The following is an 18,125-nucleotide window of genomic DNA, read 5'->3' on the forward strand; positions in this document are numbered from 1 at the left end:
CCGTCCGGCCTCCAGATATCCACCAACTGCTGGCTGGGATGTTGCAGCAAGCGCGTTCTGCTGCTACGCGCGAGACACCCGAATGAAAAACCGAACATCCGACGTATAAATGGCCCGCACCCAATCCAAAGACTACTTCGACATCCGTCAGGGGATCCTGCGGTCCGCTGCACGTCTGTTTGCCGAGAAAGGGTTTTCGACGACCACGATCGTCGACCTTGCCAACGCCTGCAATTCGTCGCGCGGCGCGCTCTACCACTACTTCAACTCCAAGGAAGAGATCCTGAACGGGATCATCGGAGAGCATGTCAGCACCATGCTCGAGGATCTGAACACCATCGCCGAGGCCCGGCTGGAGCCGCAGGCGCACCTGCGCGCGGTGGTGCGCAAGATCATGGAGCTGAACGCGGTCAACAACTCGGAACAGATCGTGCTGCTGAACGACTGGAACCAGCTGGACGACGAAACCCGCGCCGAGATCGGCGCATCGCAGCGCAAGATCATCGCCATTGTGCGCGACGCGCTGGCCCGGGTGGATACGGCGCATCGCATGACGCCCAAATTCGCCACGACCTACGCGATGTCGCTGCTCGGCTCGATCAACTACACCTATGCCTGGTACGACCCCAATGGCGTGGTGACGCCGCAGGACTATGCCGACCAGGTGGTCGATGTCTTCCTCAACGGGTTTCTCTCGAAGGACGGGTAGCGTCCGGGCGCTCCGGGGCAACCACATGACGACACGACCGATCGACAAGGTCCGCGACCGGATCGCCGCGACCATCGGCACATGGGGGCGCGGAACCACGCTGGACGAGATGCGCGACGGTTTTGCCACGCTGGTGTCGGGCGGGCGCCGCCCGGTGTGCCTTGCCGCCGATGCGGGCGGCATCCCCGCCGTGTGGTTCGGCCAAGGCGACGGGGTTGTCTTCTACTGCCACGGTGGCGGCTACCAGATGGGCTCCATCGCCTCGCACGGGGCGCTGATGGCCGACATCGCCGCCGCATCGGGCACCCGGGTCCTGGGCTTCGACTACCGCCTGGCGCCGGAACACCGCTTTCCCGCCGCGCTGGAGGATGCCGTCGCCGTCTACCGCTGGCTGCTGGACCGGGGCACCGACCCCGCGCGCATCGCCTTTGCCGGCGATTCCGCCGGGGCGGGCCTTGCCATGGCGACGATGCTGCAGGCGCGGGACACCGGCCTGCCCCTGCCCGCCGCTGCCGCCTTCCTGTCGCCCTGGATCGACATGGAAGCCCGGGCCGAGACCTACGACAGCCGCGCTGAGCTGGACCCGCTGACCCAGCGATTCAAGGTGCAGATGATGGTGCGGACCTACATGAGCCGCGATGGCGACCCTTCGGTGCCGCTTGCCTCGCCCGTCAACGGGGACCTTGCGGGCCTGCCGCCGATGCTGGTGCATGTCGGCGATCACGAGACGGTGCTGGGCGATACCCTGTTGCTGCGGACGCGGGCCGCCGCCGCCGGCGTGAAGGTCGAGACGGTGATCTGGGACGAGATGATCCACCACTTCCAGGTCTTTCCCGAGCTGCCAGAGGCCCGCGCCTCGATCGAGCAGATCGGCAACTGGCTGAAGGCCCGGATCGGCTGAACCGACCGGGCGGCCCCTGCTTTCAGATCGCCGCCCGCTTGCCCTGCCAGTAGGGCTCCCGCAGCTTGCGCTTGAAGATCTTGCCGCTGTCCTCGCGCGGGAGGCTGTCGTGGAAGATCACCGATTTCGGCACCTTGTAGCCCGTCATCTTCTGCTTCAGCCAGTCGCGGATGCTGTCTGCATCGGCGCTTGTCCCCGGCCTGAGTTGTACCGCCGCCATGAGGGATTCCCCCATCTCGTCGTCGGGGATGCCGAAGACGGCGCAGTCCTGCACGTCGGGATGCGTCAGCAGGGTCATCTCGGTCTCGGCCGGGTAGATGTTCACGCCGCCAGAAATCACCATGTCCTTCTTGCGGTCGCAGAGGTAGAGCGCGCCCTCCTCGGTCACGTAGCCCACGTCGCCCAGGCTGATCATGCCGTCGATCTCGCATTCGGCGCGGGCGTCGGGGCGGCCGACATAGGTGAAATCGCCGAAGGCCTCGTTGTGGGCATAGATCTCGCCGACCTCGTTCGGACCCAGCCGATTGCCATCCTCGTCGACGATGGCCCATCTGGTGCCCTCCAGCGGGACACCGACCGAACCGGGGTACTTCAGCCATGTCGCGGAATCGCAGGCGAAGGAGATCCCCTGCTCCGTCCCGCCGTAGATCTCGTGCAGCACCGGGCCGAACCAGTCGATCATCCGGCGCTTGACCTCGATCGGGCACGGCCCGCCGGTATGGGTGACCTTGCGCAGGGAGGACACGTCGTATTTCGCGCGCACCGCCTCGGGCAGTTTCAGCAGGCGGACAAAGACGGTGGGCACGGTGGTGATGTTGGTGATGCGGTGCTTTTCCACCAGCCGCAGCACGTCCTCGGCATCGAACTTCGGTTGCAGCACGGCGATTTCCGCCTCGTCCACCGCGGCCCGGCCGGCCGAATCGGGCGCGGCGTGATAGAGCGGGCCCAGCACCAGCACACGCGCCCCGGGGCCGATGCCGTAGGCGTCGAAGATGAAGCGCCGGAACTCGGCCATCTGCTCGGGCGTCATGGTGGGCTTGCGCACCGCCTTGGGCCGCCCGGTGGTGCCCGAGGTATAGAGGATTGCCGCAGGGGGCACCCGGGACGGGCCGTCGTAGGGTGCGAAGCCCTCGATCCAGTCGCCCCAGACCCTCGCGTCCTCGAACACGTTCAGCGCCTCCTGCGTGGCGGCACAGGTGTCGGCGGTCTTGCCTTCGACCGGAACCAGCAGCACCGGCAAGCCGCCGGGGATCGCGTCGCGCACACCCAGCAGGATATCGGAATGCCCGACGATGGCCTTGGGCCGCGCGTCCTTGATCACGTAGTCGATCTCGTCTGTCTTGTTGTGCCAGTTCAGCGGCACGGCATATCCGCCGGTGCCGCCGATGCCCCGGCTCGCCTCGAAGAAGGCGATGGTGTTGCGCATCAGCAGGGCCACCGGGTCCTCGGGGCCGATGCCAATGGAAAGAAAGGCGCTGGTGGCCTTCAACCCCGTGGCGAAGAGCGCATCGCGCGCCACCACCTCGTCTCCAATGATCACGACATCTTTCAGCATGCAGCTCCTCCTCCCGCCTGCGGCGCGGTGCCAAGGAACCGACCGCGCCACCCTGAGCACGCGATGAGGCTATGCAGCGACAGGGGTGCCGCCGTCCCGTGATGCGGGGACAACCGCCGCCAGGGCGCAATTATTTAAATGGCCATTGAATTTGACGGGTCCGGGCGCGACACATCGCGGGCCCCCGGCCCTGGCCCTGCAGCGCCCCGAGGGGGGGTCACGGCCGCAGGCTAGTCAACACCATGTCGGTCAGGAAATCGGAATAGCTGCGGCGCTGGACATCATCCATCGTCTCGACCCCGAACAACACGGGCAGGGATTTCCGGCGGGCGAAGATGTGGTCGCTTGCCCCGACGATCAGCATGTAGAGATGCATCACTGAAACCTCGCGAAAAAGCCCCTCGGCCACGCCCTGGGCCAGGACCTTTTCGTAGAACCTGACGATGGGCTGCGAGAATTCCCGGAAAACCGCCTCGGTCTCGCCTTCGGGGGCCAGGTCCGACAGGTGCCGGAACAGCGCATTGACATAGGGCGCCTGGTAATAGGCATTCACGAGCCCGCGGATATGCGCCGCCAGCTTGCGATCCGCCGGCATATCGAGCCCGGCGAGTTCCGTCAGTTGCGCGACGGAGCGATCCGTCCCCCGCCGCATCAGCGCGCGCAGCAGGCCGTCCTTGCCGCCGAAGTGGTATTGCACCACGGCCGGGCTCTGCCCCGCGCGTTCGGCGATCTCCATCACCGAGACGTCGACGGAATCCTTGGCGATCATCGCCTCGTGCGCGGCGTCGAGCAGAAGCTGCCGCGCGTCGCCGCGCCGGGCTGTCTCCTGTTTCGAGGGGCGGCCCCGCCTGGAACGGGGTTTTTCGTCCGTGGCCCGTGGCCGGGGGCGTGCCGCCGTCATGCTGCCTGACGCACCGTCTGGTTCTCCTGATCCGATGACGGCACCAGGCCGTCCGCTTGCCGGATAGCAATAATTGAATCAGAAGACAATAAATCGACGCGCGCGCAGAAGGGAATGGCCGGCCCGGCGGCCTTGCAGATCGTGCCAAGGGCAGTCTGGCCCGGGCCGCCACCCTAACCCGCAGGCATGCCCGCGCGCCGATAGTCCAGCGCCTGGCCGACGGCGACCCGCGCCGATTCCGCGCAGGCCTGGGTGCCGCCGTTGCCGTAGTCCTTGACCGCGTCGCCCACGCACCAGAGCCCGGGGATCCCGGTTGCGACATCCATGTCATGGCCCGCGCCGGACCGCTGGGCCGGCCAGTCGTCGCGCATGACACGGATCGACAGCATCTTGACCCTATCGTCGAAACCGGGGAACTGCTCGCGCAGATCCTCATGGGCCAGTTCTACCTCCGCCGCGCTGTCGAAATCGCCGATGGCGGGGCGCGGCACGGCATAGGCCACGTACTGGTGCCAGCCCTCTGGCGCCAGTTCCGGGCAGGTCGCGGTCAGGTTCGCCATGTTGCACAGCCGGTTGTTCCGGGTCCGACCGAACGTCATGATCCCCGGCGCCCGCGGCATCAGGTCTTCGCGCGCGGCAAAGTTGAACACGATGTTCGCCGCAGGTTTCAAGACCTCCCGGGTCTGGCGCAGGTAGTCGTCGCCCAGCACTTCGGCACCGACCAGCCCCACAAGGGCGCGTGGCCCGCCGTTGAAGATGATCGTCTCGGCCTCGACCCGGATGGGTTCGCCGTTCCGCCGGATGGTCACAGAGGCAGCACGGCCGTCCCTGACCTCGATGGTTTCGGCCGGGCTGGACAGCCAGACCTCTCCGCCCAGCCGTTCGACCGCATCGGCCAGGGCCTGCCAGGCGCCCATCGTGCCCTCTGGGTGGAAGCCGAATTTCTTGAACGCGCCCTTCTGGGTGAAATAGGTCAGGAAGGCCCGGGCCGGGATCTCGTCGGCGTTCATGGCAAAGATCGCGGCGCAGAGGTTGCGGAACACGGCGTGCACGGTCTGGTTCGACGTGTAGCGCTTGAGCCAGTCCTCGGTCGACTCGCGCCCGTCGGGCATGGAGCCGGTGCGGGCCCTGGCGAACTGGTCCAGCACGCGCGAGGCCTGCTTGGTCAGCCCGTTCAGCAGAAGCCCCAGACCGCCCCGCCGGACATCGACGATCTTGCGGTCGATGTAGAACACCGTCGCCGGCTCGGGCTCGCGGATGTCGAGCCTTGCGCCGCACAGCTCGAAGGTCTCTTCGAAGACGCCACCGGGCTCCAGCGCGATGGCGCCCATGTTCACGCGGTGACCGTCGATGATCTCGGTCCCGGCCCGGCCGCCAAGGTAATCGTGGTCATCGATCAGCAGGGTACGCTGGCCGGCCGCCGCCAGCCGCGCCGCGGCGTGGCAGCCGCCCGCCCCTGCCCCGATCACCACGGCGTCGAACTTCTGGGTATTGGTCATGACCGGCGCTCCCCCTCCTGGAATGCAGTTGGCCTGCCCGAAGATTAAACCGGACATTCGTCCTATTAATTCCACGCCAGCGAGCGTGACGCAATAGATACATCGCCCGCGCGGCATTCCGGCCGCGCGGCGTGACGTTCCGTCAGAAAGGGTAACGGGCGGTGCGGATCAGCCTTCGGTGGCTGTCACCGTCATGAATTTGCCGTTGGTCGCGATGGTCTTCAGCTCGCCCCGCCGCACGAGGCGATTCACGTGGGCCAGCGTCTCGGTGAAGGCGAAACTCATCTGATGCGGGTCCAGCTTCTGCGGGAAAAGCACCGGAACCAGCGCCGCCGCCGATTGCGGACCTTCCTTGCAGGCCTTGCGGATCCGCTCGCAGCGCTCCTCGTGGTGGGCCTCCAGCTCGGCGCAGCGATGATGCAGGCCGTGGAACGGCCGCCGGTGGCCCGGCAGCACAAGCAGGTCACCGGGCAGTTCCGACCGCATGTAGCGCAGCGAGCGCAGGAAATGGCCCAGGGGATCGCCGTTCGGCTCTCCGGTGAAGACGCTGACATTGGGCGAGATCTTTTCCAGCACCTGGTCCGCCGCGAAAAGCATCCCCTCTTCCTCGCAGTAGAGCATGACCATCTCGGGCGCATGGCCATCCCCGGTCAGCACGCGGAAGGTGCGGCCGCCGATATCCAGAATGTCGGCCAGCAGCAGGCGGCGATAGAGCATCGGCAGGTCCGACACCCGGCGCAGGTACTCGTTGCCCTGGATCGCGACGACGCCCGCGACCTCTTCGGTCATGCCGTGCTGGAGGTAGAAATCGAAGGTGTGCCGCGTCATCCGTTCGTGACCGCCCAGCGAGATCACGCGGCTGCCCATGAAGGTGGAATAACTGGTCAGAAGTTCCGCATCGAACTTGTCGCACATCCAGCCCGCCAGGCCGATGTGGTCGGGGTGGAAATGGGTGATGATGACCCTGGTGATGGTCTTTCCGGCCAGCGGCCCCGCGAACAGACCTTCCCAGACCGCGATCGCCTCGTCCGTCTGGATGCCGGTGTCGATCACCGCCCAGCCGTCGCCGTCGCGCAGAAGATAGACGTTCACGTGGTCCAGCCGGTAGGGCAGCGGGATCCGCGTCCAGATCAGCCAGTCGCGGATCTCGATGATCTCGCCGTATCCCGGCATGTCCTCGTAGGGAAAACTGAGCCCGCCCGCCTGGATGGATGCGCTGTTCGACATGGTGTCTGTCCTTCCGTTTCCGCTGGCCACACCGAAACGCCGAATGCGCCGTGGTTGCAAGCCCGAACCCTGCACCGGCGTTGGTGCCATGTGTGCAAGTGCAAGGCACCCGCTTGCCGATGCACGGTCAAGAGTCATCCGTCCGGATCATTCCCCGCCACGGCGCTGCGGCAGGTTTCCGGTCAGAGCAATTCGTACACCTCGTACCCCGGACCCTGCGCCCCGTTCGACCCGATCCCGACCGCGACGATATCGTTGAGCCAGGCCACCCGCGCATCCGTGGCGGCCTCGAACTGCACAAGCGTCCGGAAATACATCTCCTCGGCGCCGGCCGACCCGCCGGCGGCCATGCGCCGGCGCACGTCCTCGGGCGCGATCAGCCGGCCCGTGTAGGTCATGTACAGCGTGTCGCCATCGTCGGTGCGCAGCATCAGCCGCACGTCAAGCGCCAGGCCCTTGTCCGGACGCTGGCGCGGCCAGTCGCCGCCGCCGGGCAGGACCGCTCCGCTCAGCCGATCGCCGCTGAAGCGCCCGCCGGTCACGATCCCGGCGCGGCGGGCATAGCCCTCGGGCACCTGCCCGACGATCTGCCGGGTCACGGCCACATCCATGCGGAACAGGTGCCGGGTCCGGGGTTCGGGGCGCGCGGGTGTCACCGGACGATCCGCCTCAGGCCTCGGCCGCGACAATGATGCCGTCGCGGGCCATAGCATCGATCTCTCCGTCGCTCAGCCCGGCACCGTTCAGGATTTCCCGCGTGTGCTGGCCCAGCTTGGGCGCCTCGCCGATGGACAGCGACGCATCGTTCCACACCATCGGGTTGGCGACGGCGCGGGTCCGGCCCTCTGTCGGATGATCCCGCTCGACGACAAGGCCCGAGGCCAGCGTCTGCGGATCGGCCAGCAGGCTTTCGATCGTGTTCATCGGGGACACGGGAATGTCGAGCCGGTCGAAGAATTCCATCCAATGCGCCGTCGGTTCCTCGATCAGGATCCCGGACAGGAAGGCGGACACCGTGTCGATATGTTCGACCCGCGAATTGAGAGAGGCAAAGCGCGGATCGTCCAGGATGTCCTCGCGCCCGATGGCCGGAAGGAAACGGCGCCAGTGGTTGTCGTTATAAACGGCCACACAGATATAGCCGTCGCGCGTCGCAAAGGGGCGCCGGTCGGGCGACAGCAGGCGCGGATAGCCGAGCGCGCTGCCCTGCCCGACCGCTGTGGCGCCGTAGAGATGATCGCCCAGCACGAGCGAGGCCAGCACCTCGAACATGGGCAGCTCGACCTTCTGCGCGGTGCCGCTGCGCCGCGCTGCATGCAGGCCGATGGGAATGGCGATCGCGGCATAGAGCCCGACGATGCGGTCCGCGACGTTGACCGGCACGAAGCGCGGCTTGCTGGCACCGGCGCGCGCGAACAGCGCCGGCAGGCCGCAGGCGCCCTGGATCAGGTCGTCATAGGCCGGGCGGTCCTTGTAGGGGCCATTCTGGCCATAGCCGTACAGGTTGCAGTAGACGAGCGCGGGGTTGATCGCCTTCATCCGTTCGAAATCGAGGCCCCGCCGCTGCGCGACCTTGGGGCGGAGGTTGTGGATCAGCACGTCGGCCCCGGCGATCAGCCGGTCCAGGGCATCGCGGCACCGCGCGTCGCTCAGATCAAGCGAGACGGTCTTTTTCCCCCGGTTCAGGTTCATGAAGAGCGGCCCCATTCCGGGGGTCACGCTGGGCCCGATATGACGGGTGGTGTCGCCGATGATCGGCTCGACCTTGATGACCTCTGCGCCGCTGTCGGCGAGGATCTGGGTGCACAGCGGCCCCATCAATACCGTGCTCAGGTCCACGATCCGGACACCGTCCAAGGGTTTTCCCGCCGAATTGCCTGTCACCGTATTCTCCTCCTCTGTTTGCCTGTTCGGACCGTTCCGTCAGGCCGCCGCCTGCGCCGTATCCAGACCGCGCAACGCGAAGCGATGTGCCAGCGGGCCCAGCCTTTCCGCCTTGGGGTCGGATGCCGTGCCTGCCAGCGCCCGGTCCGCGATTCCGACAAAAATCACGGCGAAGCGGAACAGGGCGAAGGCGGTGTGAAACGGTGTCAGCTCTCCGGCATCGCGGGCATGGGCCTGGTAGCGCTCGACGAATTCCTGCTGTGACGGGATGCCGAGCGTGGCCCGGTCGAGGTCGAGCGCCCCGCCGTATTCGTCGGATGCCGTGTGCCAGGGCATGCAGCAGAACCCCAGGTCGGCCAGAGGGTGGCCCAGCGTCGAGAGTTCCCAGTCGAGCACGCAGATCACGCGCGGCTCGGTCGGGTGGATCAGCATGTTGCCGACGCGGAAATCCCCGTGCGAGATCGCGATACGACCGTCGTCTTCAGGCTTGTTCGCCTCAAGCCAGTCGCGCAGGCGGTGCAGCTCGGGTGTGCCGCCAGATGCGGACTGCTCCAGTTGCCGCCCCCAGCGGGACATCTGGCGCGAAAAGTAGTCGCCCGGCCGTCCGTAATCGCCCAGCCCGACGTCTTCGGGCCGGACGTTGCGCAGCCGGGCCAGCGTTTCCGCCAGCGACAGGTAGATGCCCCGCCGTTCATCGGGGCTGAGCCCGGGCAGGGCCGCATCGCCAAAGACGCGCCCCTCGACCCGTTCCATCACATAGAAGGGCGTGCCGATCACCGTGGCGTCGGCCTCGAACGCCAGGACCGGCGGCACCGGCACCTCCGTCCCGGCCAGCGCGGCCATCACCCGGTGTTCGCGGTCGACCGCATGAGCGCCCTTCAGGATGGGGCCCGGCGGTTGCTTGCGCAGGACCAGCCTGCGGTCGCCCCAGTCCAGAAAGAAGGTCGGGTTCGACTGCCCGCCGCTGATCCGCGACAGCTCGAACCGGTCCTCGGGCCCCAGCAGGTCCGAAAGCCACCGGCGCAGCGCGCCCGCATCGAATTCCAGTCTGGTCACCTCAGCCATGCGGGATACCACCGCCCACGGGCCAGGACCAGAAGTCCCGGTCGAGTTGGCCCAGGTGCCGGTTCAGCACCATCTTGTGCACTTCGTCCGCCCCGTCGACCAGCCGCGCCTGCCGGGCATAGCGATAGATCCACTCCAGCGGCGTGTCCCTGGAATAGCCGCGCGCACCGTTGATCTGGATCGCTACATCCGCGGCCTTGTGCACCAGGTTCGCCACGTGGATCTTGGCCATCGAGACCTCTTTCTGGGCATGGCTGCCGCGGTCGATCTCCCAGGCGGCCTTCATCACCAGCATGCGCCCGATCTCGATCTGCATCGCCAGATCGCCGAACATGAGCTGAACGCTTTCCCGGTCGGCCAGGCGGATGCCGAAGCCCTCACGCCGGTTGGCATATTCGGTGGCGATCTCGACGCAGCGCTTGGACAGGCCCAGCCAGCGCATGCAGTGGGTCAGCCGCGCGGGGCCAAGCCGGGTCTGCACCACCTTCATCCCGCGCCCCTCCTCGTACAGAAGGTTGGCATGCGGGATGCGCAGCCCGTCGAAGTCCAGCTCGCAATGGCCGCCGTGTTCCTCCGGGCCCATGATCTCGATTCGGCGCAGGATTTCCCAACCGGGATCGTCGCGGTGGAACAGGAAGCAGCTATGCCCCCGCCGGGGGTCGTCCGAGGTGCGCGCCATAAGAATGAAATGTGTCGCGGCCTCGGCCCCGGTGATGAACCACTTGCGCCCGTGCACGACCCAGTCGTCGCCATCGCGCCGCGCCCAGGTTTGCATCATTCCGGGGTCGGACCCGCCGCCCGGATGCGGCTCCGTCATGATGAAGGACGAGCGCACCGCGCCACTGGCGATCGGGTCAAGCCACCGGTCTTTCTGCGCCTCGGTCCCCAGCTGTTCCAGGACCATCATGTTGCCGTCGTCCGGCGCGGCGGAGTTGAAGACCACAGGCCCGAAGATCGACCGGTTCATCTCTTCGTAGCAGACGGCCATCCCGGCCTTGCCCAGGCCCCGTCCCCCGCGCTCGGGGCTGAGCTGCAGGCACCAGAGACCCTGCGCTTTCGCTTTTTCGCGGAGTGCCTGAAGCGGGCCCTCGGCGATGTTGCCGTGGGCGTCGTAGCTTTCCGGACGGGACTCGTGCGGGATGATCTCTTCGGCGACAAATGTCACGATCTCGCGGCGGAGCTGATCAAGGTCGGGGGTAATCGTGAAATCCATGGCGTGCTTTCAGAGGCTGGAACAGAGGTGGCCGCCGTCGACCACAAGGGAATGGCCCGTCATGTAGGCGCCGGCATCCGAGCAGAGCAGCAGCAGCGGCCCGTCAAGGTCTTCGAGCTGGCCCAGCCTGCGCTGCGGAATGCGCCGGATCAGCGCCTTGCCGGTGTCGGTGGCAAAGAAGCCCGCGTTCAGCGGCGTTTCGACATAGCCGGGCGACAGGGCGTTGACCCGGATGCCATGCCGCGCCCATTCCAGCGCCATCGCCTTGGTCATCTGAACCACGGCGGCCTTGGTCGCGGTATAGGCCACCACCTGCCCCGCCACCCGGTGCCCCAGGATAGAGGCGGTGTTCACGATGCTGCCGCCGCCCCTTTCCGCCATTCCCCGCGCTGCGGCCTGCGCCATGAGGAAGGCGCCGCGCAGGTTGGTGCCGACCACCGCGTCGAACGACGATGCCGGCATGTCGAGCGCCGCACCCTCCCCGGTGATGCCCGCGTTGTTCACAAGGATATCGACCGCGCCCGCCCGGTCGAGCGCCTGCGCGACCGACCCTTCGTCCGTCACGTCCAGCGCCACTGCCCCGGCCTGTCCGCCGGTGGCGCGGATGTCCGCGGCCGCCTCCTCGACCTTGTCGAGCCGCCGGGCCGCCAGCGTCACATGCGCCCCGGCCCCGGCCAGCACCTGCGCGAAATGCAGGCCCAGCCCGGACGAGGCGCCGGTGATCAGCGCGCGTTTGCCGGTAACGTCCAGCTTCATGCCACTTGCCCTCGCCCCATCAGAAATTGGTCCGGTCCGCGCCCTTGAGCTGCAGCAGCGCGCGCGCCTCGTCCGGCGTCGCGATCTCCAGCCCCAGCCCTTCGAGGATGCCGCGCACCGCCGTCACCTGCTCGGCGTTCGACTTCGCCAGCCGGCCCTTCTTCAGCCAGAGCGAATCCTCCAGCCCGACGCGGACATTGCCGCCCATCAGCGCGGCCTGCGAGGCGATGGTCATCTGGTTGGCCCCGGCCCCCAGCACGGACCAGACGTAATCGTCGCCGAACAGCCGGTCCGCCGTGCGGCGCATGTGCATCACGTCTTCGGGGTGCGGGCCGATGCCGCCCAGGATGCCAAAGACCGACTGCACGAAGAACGGCGGCCTGATCAGTCCGCGGTCGATGAAATGCGCCAGGGTGTAGAGGTGTCCGATGTCGTAGCATTCGACCTCGAACCTTGTGTCCTGTTCGGAACAGGCGGTCAGGATATGCTCGATATCCGCCAGGGTATTGCGGAAGAAGCCGCTGCGGCTGCCTTCCAGGTAGTCGCGTTCCCAGCCCGACAGGTCGGTATAGCGGTTCAGCATCGGGTAGAGGCCGAAGTTCATCGTCCCCATGTTGAGCGAGGCGAGCTCGGGGCTGAACTCGACCGCGGGGCGCATCCTGTCCTCGATGGTCATGGTCTGCGAGCCGCCGGTGGTCAGGTTCAGAACCGCACCGGACTGCTGCTTGATCGCCTGCAGAAAGGGCCGGAACAGGGCCGGGTCCTGGTCCGGCTCGCCCGTGTCGGGCTTGCGGGCATGCAGGTGGATGACCGCCGCGCCGGCCTCGGCCGCCTCGACCGCGCTCTGCGCGATCTGTTCGGCCGTGATCGGCAGGTGCGGCGACATCGAGGGCGTATGGATGGATCCCGTGATGGCGCAGGTGATGACGACCTTGCGGCCGGATTTCGCGGATTTGCTCATGACACTCCTCCGTTGCTTGCCTGGCCCCGCCATCCGGACGCGGGCGTCCCTGGCGGTGACCGGGCCGGCCAGCAGCCGCCCCAACTAGTCCTATAGTAGATACTTGTTTGCCTCGCCAGCACTCTTGCGACTATCCCCCCGCAGGGTGACCCACGGTTTCGCCGGACTGCGAAAGTGCAGCCCATACCAATGCCGCGCCCGCGGCCCCGTAAAACTCCGTTGTCAGCAAAGGGAAATCGTCATGCGCCGCCAGCCTACCGCCTGTGCCGCCACCTGCCGCGCCAGGCGGCGGGAACCCGAGGGACTCCAATAGTCCTATCAAAAGGTATTATCTGGCCTCACAAGATGCCTGACGCCCCGCGCCAAACCACCATCGCCGAAAGGGACCCGCCGATGACCGAGAACCTCAAGATTGTGCTCAGGAAACGGCCGGACGGCCTGCCCCGCCGGTCGGATTTCGACTTTGTCAGAGAGCCTGTGCCCGAACCCGCCGAGGGCGAATTCCTGATCCGGCACGAATACGTGGGCCTGTCGCCCGCCGCGCGAATCCGGATGGATGACCGACCGTCCTACGCGCCGCCCCTGAAACTCGGAGAGGTCGTCTATGCCGGTATCGCCGGAGAGGTGGTGAAGTCCCGTCATCCGGATTTCAGGGTCGGCGACAAGGTCAACAGCTTCGGCGGCTGGCAGGCCTGGTCGATCAGCGACGGCCGCGGCGCCGAGGTCTGGGACACGGCGATCGGCACCCTGCCCAACTCCCTGGGCCTTTTCGGCCTGTCGGGCAACACGGCCTATGTCGGACTCATGGGAATCGGCGACCCGAAACCGGGCGAAACCGTCGTCGTTTCGGCCGCCTCGGGCGGCGTCGGGTCGCTGGTCTGCCAGATGGCCCGGATCAAGGGCTGCCGCGTGGTGGGCATTGCCGGCGGGCCCGAGAAATGCGGCTTCGTCACCGGGGTGCTGGGCGCGGATGCCTGCATCGACCACCGTTCGCCCGATTTCGCCGCCGAACTGGCCGCCGCCTGCCCCGACGGAGTCGACATCGACTTTGAAAATGTCGGCGGCCCGATCCGCGATGCGGTGCTGGATCTGATGAACCGGCACGGGCGCGTCGTGCTCTGCGGGCTGATCGCCGAATACAACGCGTTGGCGACATCCACCGGCCCCAGCTGGTTCCGTATCCTGCACAAGTGCCTGAAGGTGCAGGGCTTCCTGCTGCGCGAGTTCCCGGAGCTGCGCCAGCCCTTCCTGCGCGACATGTCCGAATGGAACCGCTCGGGCCGGATCGTCTACCGCGAGGATATCCGCGACGGGCTGGACCGCACGCCCGAAGTCTTTGCCGACATGCTGCAGGGCCGCAACTTCGGCAAGACGATCATCCGGGTCTGATCCGGCGCGGCCCGGTCAGGCGATCGCCGCCAGCCGGTCCAGCAGTGCGGGATGCGGCGCGGGAAAGTCCAGCGCCGCCTCGATCGACGCGGCGGCCGCGATCAGCGCGCGGTCGTCGTATCGCCGCGCCATGATCTGCAGCCCCACCGGCAGGCCCTCCGCCAGCCCCGCCGGGACCGAGATAGCCGGCTGGCCCGTCATGTTCGCCGCCAGGACATAGGCCGTGGCCGACCAGCGGGTATAGGTGCCCTCGTGGTAGGGATGGTCGGCGGGCGGCGCGGTGTCCAGCATCGTGGGGGTGATCAGGAAGCGGTGCGCCTCGTGGAACTCGGCCAGTTCGGCGGTCAGGGCCAGCTGGTCGGTCAGGCCATTCCAGATCGCCTCGGGCCCGATGTCCATGCCGCTCTGGCCGATCTCGACCAGACGGGGATCGACCAGATGCAGCCGGTCCTGCGGCAGCGAGCGGACAGCCTGCGCCATGCTGGCCAGCCAGAAATCGCCGAACCGCGGCTCCATCGGGGGGATGACCGGGCCGACCTCGACCACGTCGGCGCCGGCCTCGCGCAGGCGCTGCACCGCAGCTTCGATGACGGCCAGCGTCGCCGCCGCGGGCTCGGCCCCCGCGAAGCCCGGGGCATAGGCCAGGCGCAGCCCGCCCAGGGGACGCGGCCCGGACGGCACCCAGGACCGCGCATCGTGCGGCAGCCCGAGCGGATCGCGGCGATCCGGGCGGCGCATGACATCCAGCATCAGCGCCGCATCCGCGACACTGCGCGCGACCGGCCCCTCGACCACCAGCCGCGCGGCGGGGCCCGCCTGCGGACGGAAGGGCACGGTGCCGTTGGTCGGCTTGATCCCGACCACGCCGCAATAGCTGGGGGGCATCCGCAGGGATCCGCCGCCGTCGTTGCCATGAGCCAGCGGCCCCAGCCCCGCCGCCACCGCCGCCGCGCCGCCCCCGGTCGACCCGCCCGAATTGCGCGACAGGTCCCAGGGCGTGCGCGTGGCGCCGTTCAGCGGCGATTGCGTCAGGCTCTTCCAGGCGAATTCCGGCGTGGTCGTCTTGGCGAAGATCACCGCACCCGCCCGTCGCAGGTTGGCCACCGACGGCGAATCCCCGGCGGCGAGCCTGTCCGCGTCCGACAGGCGGGAGCCCTTGAGCGTCGGCCAGCCCGCAACGTCGACGGTGTCCTTGATCGTCACCGGCACGCCATCCAGCGGGCCCAGGGGCGCACCGTGCTGCCAGCGTTCCGCCGATGCCGCGGCCGCGTCCAAGGCCTTGTCGAAGCGCACCGTCTGGAACGCGTTGAGCGCCGGGTTCAGCCTGTCGGCCCGGATCTGCAGCGCCTCGATCACGGCGACGGGCGACAGGCTGCCCTGCCGATAGCCCTCCGTCAACGCGGTCGCAGAGGCCCAGTCGATGTCGTCCATGTCGGTTACCTTCCTGTCGCGCCGGGCCGCACTCCGGCAGCCGCCTTGCCTCTGTCCTAGCGCGCCATCCGCCCCGGCCTGCCCCCTTTGCGGTGACGCAAACCCGGGTGACGCCTGTCCGCACCAGCCGGAGCGCCTTTACCGATTGCACATGCGAAACGAAAAGGACTATTTATAGGTCAACCTCAACCATGCAGCCACCCTGAATGGACACTCCTCTCATCCCGGTGCCGGGCCGACCTGCGCCGGGTCCGCAACCGTCCATCCTGTTCCTCGCCGCGCTGGCGGCGCTCGCGACGATAGGGATGCACATCTTCATTCCCGTGCTGCCCGAGGTTGCCGCGGATTTCGGCACGACCACCGCGCAGATGCAGATGACCATCACGGTCTACATGGTGGGCCTCGGCACGGGCCAGGTGATCTACGGCGTTCTGTCCGACCGGTTCGGCCGGCGTCCCGTCCTGCTGGGCGGTCTTCTTGTCTTCGTCTTCGGCCTGCTGCTGGCGGTGCCGGTCACCTCGTTCTGGCTGCTGCTTGCGGCACGCTTCATCCAGTCGGTCGGCGCCTGCGCCGGGCTGGTGCTGGGGCGCGCGATGATCCAGGACAGTTCGGAAGGCGCCGGCATTCCCGCCCGGCTGGCCGTCGTGACCATGGTCATGTCGATGACCCCCATGCTGGCGCCCCTGCTGGGCATCGCCATCGCGGGCATCGCGGGATGGCGCGCGGTCTTTCCCGTACTGGCCGCGCTGGTGCTTGTGCTGATCCTAAAGGTCCTGCCCCGCATTCCCGAAACCCACATGAACCGCGGCACGCCCGAAACCTTCCGGCAGCTGTTCCGGGGCCTGCTGCGCCTCGGCACCAGCCGCAACTTCGTCGGCTTCGCCCTGTGCGGCGGTTTCCTGACCATCGGCGGCTTCGTGATGCTGGGCGCTCTGCCCTATTTCGTGAAAGACGTGATCGGCGCGGGCGATGGCACCCTGTCGATGCTGTTCCTGCTGGTGGCCAGCGGTGTGACCGGCGGGTCCATCGTGTCGCGCGTCCTCAGCCGGTGGGTGACGCCGCTCGGCATGTGCCGCATCGGGTGCAGCATCGCCGTCCTGGCCAGCGCCGCGATGATCTTCGCGGCCACCCGCGACACGCTGAGCCTGCCGGCCATCTTGCCGGCCTTCATCCTCGCGACGCTCGCGGCGGGGCTGGCCAGCCCGAACGCGGTCGCGGGATGCATGGCCAGCGCGCCGGGCCGGGCCGGGACGGCCTCTGCCGGCTACGGCCTGTTCCAGATGACCGTCGGCGCGCTGCTGACCGCGGCGCCATCGCTCATCGGCAACCAGTACCCGCCGACCATGGCGGGGCTGCTGTGCCTCACCTCGGCGATGGCGCTGGCGGGCGCACTGTTCGTCGTGCGCGGCCCGGGCCGTCGAGCGGCCTGACCGCGCCCGGTTTTCCGGGCTGTCCGCCCCCATGTCCCCCTGCCGCAGGACAGCGTAGCGCCGTCAATCCCCGAGACTGACGCCCGACACCGTCTAATGTTGTCCAAGGGAGGAAACCATGAAACTCAGACAAGCTGTCCGCACCACGCTGGCCGGGGCCCTCACGCTCGGGTTCTCTACGGCCGCGATGGCGCAGGACGTCACCATCCGCTATTCCAACTGGCTGCCCAACGGCTTCTGGCTGAAGGAAGAGGTCATCGCCAACTGGATCGACCAGGTGGCCGAGGTCACCGACGGGCGCGTGGTCGTGGAAACGATGCCCAAGGTCGTCGGTTCGGTCCAGGGTCAGTACGACGTGATCCGCGACGGCCTGGCCGATCTGAGCTGGATCGTCACCGGATACACGCCCGGCCGCTTCCCTCTGATCGAGTTCGGAGACCTCGGCCTGCAGGGCGAGAAGGCCGGCGTGATGGCCCCGGCAATGGACCGGATCTACCGCGAGCAACTGGCCAGCTACGATGTTTTCGAAGGGGTCGAGCCGCTGTCGGTCCTCGTCATCTCGCCGCTGCAGATGGTGCTGAAGGACAAGGTGATCAACAGTGTCGATGACCTGAAGGGCCTGAAACTCCGATCGTCCTCGAACACCCTGACCGCCGCGATCGAGGCCGTCGGAAGCGTGCCGATCCTGAAATCCATGGCCGAAGTCTACGAGATGCTGTCTTCGGGGACCATCGACGGGCAGATCACCAATCTCAACTCGGTGATCGGATTCAACGGCCTCGACCTGACGAACTCGCAGTATTACATCCCCGGCGGCATGTCGAACGCGGTCATCCTGTGGGGCCTGAACAAGGACACCTGGAACCGCATCTCGCCCGAGGACCAGGAGGCCATCCGCGGCATTTCGGGCGAGGTATTCGCCGGCAATGTGGGCGCCGAATACGACACGCAAGACGCCGCCGCGCTCCAGCAGATGAAGGAAGCCGGCTACACCCTGACCAGAGCGTCCGACGCCGACATGGAGGCATTGCGCAGCAAGCTGAAGCCGATCGAGGATGCCTGGATCGCGCGGGCCAAGGAAGCCGGGCTCGAGAATGCCGAAGAGATCCTGAAGATGTACAAGGAAGCCGGAAGCGGCGCGATGTGATCGCCGCACCCGCAGGGACGAACCCGAACGGGGGCCGGTTGCCGGCCCCCGTCTTTC

The 18,125-nt window shown here is 67.4% G+C and carries 16 protein-coding genes; 5 read left to right on the forward strand and 11 right to left on the reverse strand.

Annotated elements, in window-relative coordinates:
* Positions 1 to 109: 109 nt before the first annotated feature.
* Both GLS40_RS08860 and GLS40_RS08865 read left to right on the forward strand, forming a co-directional pair.
* Positions 110 to 709, forward strand: a complete 600-nt coding sequence (locus GLS40_RS08860; protein WP_160382400.1) for a TetR/AcrR family transcriptional regulator — start codon at positions 110 to 112, stop codon at positions 707 to 709.
* A gap of 25 nt (positions 710 to 734) precedes the next feature.
* Positions 735 to 1,610, forward strand: coding sequence for an alpha/beta hydrolase (locus tag GLS40_RS08865; RefSeq protein WP_160382401.1), 876 nt, complete (start codon positions 735 to 737; stop codon positions 1,608 to 1,610).
* 22 nt (positions 1,611 to 1,632) lie between these two features.
* Here GLS40_RS08865 and GLS40_RS08870 read toward each other — a convergent pair whose 3' ends face one another.
* From GLS40_RS08870 to GLS40_RS08915, 10 genes are all read right to left on the reverse strand, one after another.
* On the reverse strand, positions 1,633 to 3,165 hold the full coding sequence (locus GLS40_RS08870; RefSeq protein WP_160382402.1) for an AMP-binding protein: 1,533 nt from the start codon (positions 3,163 to 3,165) through the stop codon (positions 1,633 to 1,635).
* A gap of 217 nt (positions 3,166 to 3,382) precedes the next feature.
* Positions 3,383 to 4,066 (reverse strand): TetR family transcriptional regulator, encoded by a 684-nt coding sequence (locus tag GLS40_RS08875; protein WP_160382403.1) that lies wholly within the window; start codon positions 4,064 to 4,066, stop codon positions 3,383 to 3,385.
* Positions 4,067 to 4,239: 173 nt separating this feature from the next.
* Positions 4,240 to 5,565, reverse strand: a complete 1,326-nt coding sequence (locus tag GLS40_RS08880) for a phytoene desaturase family protein (RefSeq protein ID WP_160382404.1) — start codon at positions 5,563 to 5,565, stop codon at positions 4,240 to 4,242.
* A gap of 168 nt (positions 5,566 to 5,733) precedes the next feature.
* Positions 5,734 to 6,792 (reverse strand): MBL fold metallo-hydrolase, encoded by a 1,059-nt coding sequence (locus tag GLS40_RS08885; protein ID WP_160382405.1) that lies wholly within the window; start codon positions 6,790 to 6,792, stop codon positions 5,734 to 5,736.
* 182 nt (positions 6,793 to 6,974) lie between these two features.
* Positions 6,975 to 7,448 (reverse strand): DUF3237 domain-containing protein, encoded by a 474-nt coding sequence (locus GLS40_RS08890; protein WP_160382406.1) that lies wholly within the window; start codon positions 7,446 to 7,448, stop codon positions 6,975 to 6,977.
* Positions 7,449 to 7,461: 13 nt separating this feature from the next.
* Complete coding sequence (locus tag GLS40_RS08895; protein ID WP_202076029.1) at positions 7,462 to 8,676, reverse strand: CaiB/BaiF CoA transferase family protein; 1,215 nt, start codon at positions 8,674 to 8,676, stop codon at positions 7,462 to 7,464.
* 39 nt (positions 8,677 to 8,715) lie between these two features.
* Positions 8,716 to 9,741, reverse strand: a complete 1,026-nt coding sequence (locus GLS40_RS08900; RefSeq protein WP_160382407.1) for a phosphotransferase family protein — start codon at positions 9,739 to 9,741, stop codon at positions 8,716 to 8,718.
* Positions 9,734 to 10,954, reverse strand: coding sequence for an acyl-CoA dehydrogenase family protein (locus GLS40_RS08905; protein ID WP_160382408.1), 1,221 nt, complete (start codon positions 10,952 to 10,954; stop codon positions 9,734 to 9,736). Before GLS40_RS08905 ends, GLS40_RS08900 begins: the two co-directional genes overlap by 8 nt.
* Before the next feature lie 9 nt (positions 10,955 to 10,963).
* On the reverse strand, positions 10,964 to 11,710 hold the full coding sequence (locus GLS40_RS08910; protein WP_160382409.1) for an SDR family NAD(P)-dependent oxidoreductase: 747 nt from the start codon (positions 11,708 to 11,710) through the stop codon (positions 10,964 to 10,966).
* A gap of 19 nt (positions 11,711 to 11,729) precedes the next feature.
* Positions 11,730 to 12,671 (reverse strand): BKACE family enzyme, encoded by a 942-nt coding sequence (locus GLS40_RS08915; RefSeq protein WP_160382410.1) that lies wholly within the window; start codon positions 12,669 to 12,671, stop codon positions 11,730 to 11,732.
* Positions 12,672 to 13,064: 393 nt separating this feature from the next.
* On the opposite strand from GLS40_RS08915, the gene GLS40_RS08920 reads away from it, so the two are divergent.
* Positions 13,065 to 14,060: an NADP-dependent oxidoreductase gene (locus tag GLS40_RS08920; RefSeq protein ID WP_160382411.1), complete on the forward strand. Its 996-nt coding sequence runs from the start codon at positions 13,065 to 13,067 to the stop codon at positions 14,058 to 14,060.
* A 15-nt stretch (positions 14,061 to 14,075) separates the two neighbouring features.
* Here GLS40_RS08920 and GLS40_RS08925 read toward each other — a convergent pair whose 3' ends face one another.
* Positions 14,076 to 15,491 carry an amidase family protein gene (locus tag GLS40_RS08925; protein ID WP_160382412.1) on the reverse strand — a complete coding sequence of 472 codons (1,416 nt, stop codon included), beginning with the start codon at positions 15,489 to 15,491 and terminating at the stop codon, positions 14,076 to 14,078.
* A 206-nt stretch (positions 15,492 to 15,697) separates the two neighbouring features.
* Here GLS40_RS08925 and GLS40_RS08930 point away from each other — a divergent pair, with 206 nt between their 5' ends.
* Both GLS40_RS08930 and GLS40_RS08935 read left to right on the forward strand, forming a co-directional pair.
* Entirely contained in the window at positions 15,698 to 16,921 is a 1,224-nt protein-coding gene (locus GLS40_RS08930; protein ID WP_160382413.1) for a Bcr/CflA family efflux MFS transporter, read from the forward strand.
* Positions 16,922 to 17,039: 118 nt separating this feature from the next.
* Entirely contained in the window at positions 17,040 to 18,068 is a 1,029-nt protein-coding gene (locus GLS40_RS08935; RefSeq protein WP_160382414.1) for a TRAP transporter substrate-binding protein, read from the forward strand.
* Positions 18,069 to 18,125 lie beyond the last annotated feature (57 nt).

Origin of the sequence: Pseudooceanicola pacificus (assembly GCF_009789075.1) — a bacterium.
In the GTDB taxonomy this organism is placed as follows: domain Bacteria; phylum Pseudomonadota; class Alphaproteobacteria; order Rhodobacterales; family Rhodobacteraceae; genus Pseudooceanicola; species Pseudooceanicola pacificus.